Origin of the sequence: Methanobrevibacter sp. (assembly GCF_045644645.1) — an archaeon.
In the GTDB taxonomy this organism is placed as follows: domain Archaea; phylum Methanobacteriota; class Methanobacteria; order Methanobacteriales; family Methanobacteriaceae; genus Methanocatella.
Window position 1 is genome coordinate 1 of record NZ_JAZRHE010000104.1, and the last position, 5249, is coordinate 5249.

Genomic DNA, 5249 nt, shown 5'->3' on the forward strand with positions numbered 1-5249 from the left:
AAAATTTATAATATTGACTTATATATAATTAAATAAAATATATTTATTAGACTTAACTTTAATTTTTTTAAAGTGAAATTGAAAGTTAGGTCGAAAAATATAGAGGTTAAATTAAATGTTTAAATTTGATAAAGAACAAGTAGTTTTTGACTTTGCAGGAGTCAAAATGGGTGGACAACCTGGAGAATATCCTACCGTTTTGGCAGGAACCATTTTCTATGGCGGTCACAATATTCTTAATGATGAATTAACTGGGGATTTCGATAAAGATCTAGCCGAACAACTAGTTAATGATATGGCATCAATTTCAGATGTAACTGGTAATCCATTTATTGTGCAGGTTTTCGGACAAACAGTTGAAGCTCTTCCAAAATATATTGAATACATCGGAGAAATCTGCGATGCACCATTTCTTATAGATTCAACATCCGGTGATGCTAGAGTTGCCGGCGCACAATATGCCGATGAAACTGGATTAACAGAAAGAGCAATTTACAACTCAATTAACATGGCAGCAGATAAATCAGAACTTGATGCGCTAGCTGAAACTAACATATCCGCTTCCATTATCTTAGGATTCAACCCTATGAACGCTACCATTGAGGGAAAAATGGCAATGTGGGAAGATGGAGATGATGGAGCATATGAAAAAGGTTTGCTTGAAGTTGCTGCAGACTGCGGTATTGATAAATTCATGATGGATACCGCCGTAACCCCACTAGGCCAAGGTGCGGGTATTGCTGCTAGAACCTCATTTGCAGAAAAAGCAAAATGGGGATACCCAGTCGGATCTGGAATTCACAACGTTCCATCTGCATGGGACTGGTTAAGAGAATACAAAAAAGCAGGAAATAAAACTGCATTTACAGTATGTGATATCGGCGCAAATATTGTGCAGGTAATGTGCGGTGGAGACTTCGTTCTCTTTGGACCTATCGAAAATGCCAAAATTGCATTTCCAGCAGTAGCACAAACAGACATGTTCATGTGTGAAGCTGTAAAACCAATGGGAACAGAACCTGTTGAGTATCACCCAATAAACAAGTTGTTATAATTTATCAAAGATACTGCTTTTTCAACCTCAACATCAATAAAAATATCTTTAAGGATATTTTTCAAATCTAAACAAAAAAAATAAACCGAATTAGCACTGGATATCTAACCGTCCAGTGCTTAAAAAAAAATTAATCATTTACCCATCTTTTTAATTTAGGAAACACTTCATTCATCATTGCGCTGGCCTGCGCCTTATCAATTTCAGGATGAACTTCAACCATTTTTTCAATGCAGAAATTCATCATCTCCTCCATTGACATGTCTGAAGTGAATTCACCATCTTTAAAACAGTATATACAGTAATCCTCATTTTTTGTCCCGTCTGCATTAGTTCCAAAGAGTTTTTCATCTGCCAGAGGCATTGCACAGGACTGGCAGAATTTTTGGTTTTCAAAATCATTCATGATATCACCATTACTTATTATTAACATGATTCTATTTAAATCAAATCACAGAGTATCTGAAAAATAATTTTAAATTGAAACATCCGTTTTTGTGAAATAGATATATGAAATGGCCAGTCCTATTACAAAAGTTGCCAGAATAACACCATAGGAAACTGTGATGCTTGTGCTGTACTCTGCTATCTTATCTGATGCAATCAGATACGGACATACCCACGGAACGAATGGTGCCCAGTTTTGACCATAGACCATAAGATTCACCAATGCCAATCCTGCACCCCCGACCATTGCAGGAACCATGTTTGTAATGAACAGTGATACAAACACGAATGGAGAGAATGACAAAAACAAAAGTATATTGGCATATAATAACTGTGTGAAGCCATCTGCAAATATCCTTAAACTGAATCCGTCAAGACCTGCTGCAAAACCAAATACGAGAGTTGATATGCTGGTGACAACAGTTAAAATCACAATCCACACTAAAAACATTAAATATTTGCTTGCCAGGAATTTTTCTCTTGATACTGGAATTGTCAGCATTATTTTTAATGTATGCTCATTGTACTCTCTTCCAAACAGATAGGATATGATTATTGCAAAGATTAAAACCGCAAACATTGCTGACATGTACATGTTCACGTTGGTGAATAATGCCTCAAAGGTTTGCCCCTCGTCAAAGGAAGTAACCGCAATAAACATCAGCAGCGGAGGAAGAATAGCTCCAAGCAAACTTAACAGGAATATTTTTGATCTTTTGAGTTTTAAAAATTCCATTTCAATAAAAGTAAACATCAAATCACCTCAATTATTAGATACGAATCTGGTAAAGAACTCTTCCAGATTCTCTTCACAGAGATTCACTTTTCTAACGTCAATGCCTGCCTTAACAAATAACTCATTGAATTTATCCCTCAGATTCAAATGTGTATACAGACAGATTGTATTTGCTTCAAATGTAAAATCTTCATTTTCCTTAAGTTCCAATGTCTTTAGAATAGTTACTGCCAATTCAGTGTTTGATACTTCAAATTCAACATGCTTTTCCAATCTTTCAAGCAACTCTTTACGTGTAATCTCTTCAATCAAAACTCCCCCATCCATAAATCCGATGACATCGGCAATGTTTTCTATTTCACTTAAGATATGGGATGAAATTAGGATTGTTATTCCAAATTCATGTGACAGTCTTTTAAGCAGCTGCCTGATTTCCTTTATTCCGAACGGATCCAGACCATTTATGGGCTCGTCCAAAATCAGTAACTCCGGACTATGCATAATAGCGGCCGCAATTCCCAGACGCTGTTTCATACCCAATGAAAAATCCTTGAATTTTTTTGACTTTTCAGTATCCAAATTAACCATCTTAAGAACAGAATTGATACGAAATGGGTCATAATCGCCCCTTATTTTGGCAATGACCTTTAAATTCTCATATGCGGTGAGATTTTCGTAAAATCCCGGAGTTTCAATGATTGATCCTATATTCGAGTATACATTTGAGTATCTTTTAGCGTTTTTTCCGAAAAGGAATATGTCTCCGCTGCTCGGATATGTCAAATTTAAAAGCATGCACATTGTTGTGGTTTTTCCGGCTCCGTTTTTACCCAAAAGCCCATAAATCTTACCTTTTTCCACATGCATATTTACTGAATTCACAACCAGATTTTTGGAATATTTTTTTGACAAATTGTTTGTTTCGATGACGTAGTCTGACACAGATAAAACCTCCCTAAATTAGTTAAAAAAATGAAAGTGGAATGCGTTAAAACATTCCATCTATTTTATGGATTCTCTATATATTGATCCGCAAACCCTGCTGAAAAATACAGTCATATATGAATCTATAAACAATCCTTCAATAAATGCAATAACAATGGATATGATTACTGCCTGATTGTTGATGACTGCTGCAAATGCCACTGTTATAAAGCTCAATATGATGCCTACAGCAGCAGAAATAATCATCATTACAATGACTGTGAACAGGACTGTTCCAATATATTTTCCCCATCCCAGATTTGCAATATTGTCCGTAATTTCTCTAAAGTCAAATGCCTTTTTAATGCTGTCATATGCCACCATGTTGTTTACTGCCATAATCATGAGGAAATACGCAATTATAAAGAGCAACCCTGCAATTAAACTTACAATAATAAATACTGATGAGTCTCCCGCAAATGCTATTCCCACAGCCCACACAATAACCGGAATGATATAATATGCCACGGCCACAATGAGGTATTTTATTCCCCTGACCAATAATCCCGCAATGTCATTAAATCCCGGAAGATCTGCCTTCTTGTCAATTGAGAATTTTACAACATCATATTGGTATCCTAATATGAACAATCCGACAATGAAACTAATGACTGATAAACCAACCACAAGGTAAATGTCTCCTGCCGGCAACTGTGAAAACGGTATCTGTGATACTGTTCCGTTGGTGTTTTCAACAAGATGTATTGACATTCTGAAAATATCAAATGATTTGATGCCTATGACTGTTGACAGTACGCTTAATAAAGCAAACAGCACTCCGATTCCTAAAAGTTTTTTAATGTTAGTGAATGGATATTTCAGCCCCTCAACAACACAGTCAGTTATGCTTGCCATATAAATCACCTAGATTTGCATTGTGTAGAGCAATCCAATGGATCTTGAATTGAATATGCTCAGGTATGGTCCGACAATAAACAGGGTTATGGCTGAGTTAATCAATGCCCCCAATACAAATATTCCGCTTGGATCGGCACCTAAAACAGCACCTGAAATTCCGAATGCTGTAAATATCAGTCCGATGATTGCAGTTACAACAAATGAAATGACCAATGTTATGATTATTAGCCCAACGTATGTTACAATGCATTCAAACCATCCGATTTCATCGATTGCATCTTTTATTTCACTGAATGCGAATGCCTTTGAAAATGCTCCATCATTGTATGCCATGTGACATATTCCCATTTGAATCATCAGCTCTGCAACTATGAAAATTACAAATGTAATCAGAGCTCCGATAAGCATTAGTGCAGATGATGCAGCTCCTGATAAATTTCCGGCAATGACTGCAAATATCACAAATACTATGAACGGTACAAGCAGATAAGCTATTTGAACAATCACGACTTTTACACCGTCAATGAACATTTCTATCAAATCATTGAACTCAGGTAACGGATCCCTTCCGTTGATTACTCCATGTACCGCATTGTTAATAACTCTATAATTATATCCTGTAATCAGAAAAGCGGGCAGCAACAGGAAACTGAATAAGCACACTACCCCCAGTATCACTAAAATTTTCCAGTCTTTTGCTGAATATTCCAGTGCATCCTTATATATATCTAAAATCATTTTATCACCTAGTAATAATCGTCGTCGAAGATAAATATTTCTTCCATAATGAAATACTTCTCCCGATCACCTTTAAACATCAATTTATTAAAAACCTGGGTTATCTCATAAGCCAGAAATAAGGATGGGTTATATCTACCATTTTCCAACGCATTAATGGTTTGACGGGTAACACCAACCTTGTCCCCAAGTTCCTTTTGGCTCAGTTTGAGCTCTTGTCTTAAATATTTAATCATGGTTCGCATAATATTCCCCATAAATTACTTATCATTTTGCAAAAAGTATTTAAGTACTGAAGCAATTATGTTAAAAACTAATTACTTATGTTAATGTTAAATTACATAGTATATAAACTTTATGGTTTTTAAAAATATTAATAATATCCATTATAATTAAATAAAACCATATTAAATAAGTTAATTTTAAAAATAA

7 protein-coding genes are annotated in these 5249 nt (G+C 35.4%); 1 reads left to right on the forward strand and 6 read right to left on the reverse strand.

Annotation, left to right across the window (positions count from 1 at the left end; translation table 11 throughout):
* Positions 1-115: 115 nt before the first annotated feature.
* Complete coding sequence (gene mtrH / locus ACKI4K_RS05885) at positions 116-1054, forward strand: tetrahydromethanopterin S-methyltransferase subunit H (protein ID WP_407423205.1); 939 nt, start codon at positions 116-118, stop codon at positions 1052-1054.
* A 130-nt stretch (positions 1055-1184) separates the two neighbouring features.
* On the opposite strand, the gene ACKI4K_RS05890 is transcribed toward mtrH, so the two are convergent.
* The 6 genes from ACKI4K_RS05890 to ACKI4K_RS05915 all read right to left on the reverse strand — a co-directional run bounded on the left by ACKI4K_RS05890 (position 1185) and on the right by ACKI4K_RS05915 (position 5062).
* Positions 1185-1460 carry a zinc ribbon domain-containing protein gene (locus ACKI4K_RS05890; protein ID WP_407423207.1) on the reverse strand — a complete coding sequence of 92 codons (276 nt, stop codon included), beginning with the start codon at positions 1458-1460 and terminating at the stop codon, positions 1185-1187.
* A 69-nt stretch (positions 1461-1529) separates the two neighbouring features.
* On the reverse strand, positions 1530-2255 hold the full coding sequence (locus ACKI4K_RS05895) for an ABC transporter permease (protein WP_407423209.1): 726 nt from the start codon (positions 2253-2255) through the stop codon (positions 1530-1532).
* A gap of 9 nt (positions 2256-2264) precedes the next feature.
* Positions 2265-3179, reverse strand: coding sequence for an ABC transporter ATP-binding protein (locus ACKI4K_RS05900; protein ID WP_407423211.1), 915 nt, complete (start codon positions 3177-3179; stop codon positions 2265-2267).
* A gap of 60 nt (positions 3180-3239) precedes the next feature.
* A complete protein-coding gene (locus tag ACKI4K_RS05905) occupies positions 3240-4076 on the reverse strand; it encodes a DUF4013 domain-containing protein (RefSeq protein ID WP_407423213.1) in 837 nt (278 codons plus the stop codon).
* A 9-nt stretch (positions 4077-4085) separates the two neighbouring features.
* Positions 4086-4817 (reverse strand): DUF4013 domain-containing protein, encoded by a 732-nt coding sequence (locus ACKI4K_RS05910; RefSeq protein WP_407423215.1) that lies wholly within the window; start codon positions 4815-4817, stop codon positions 4086-4088.
* Positions 4818-4825: 8 nt separating this feature from the next.
* On the reverse strand, positions 4826-5062 hold the full coding sequence (locus tag ACKI4K_RS05915) for a helix-turn-helix transcriptional regulator (protein ID WP_295001241.1): 237 nt from the start codon (positions 5060-5062) through the stop codon (positions 4826-4828).
* Positions 5063-5249: the final 187 nt, after the last annotated feature.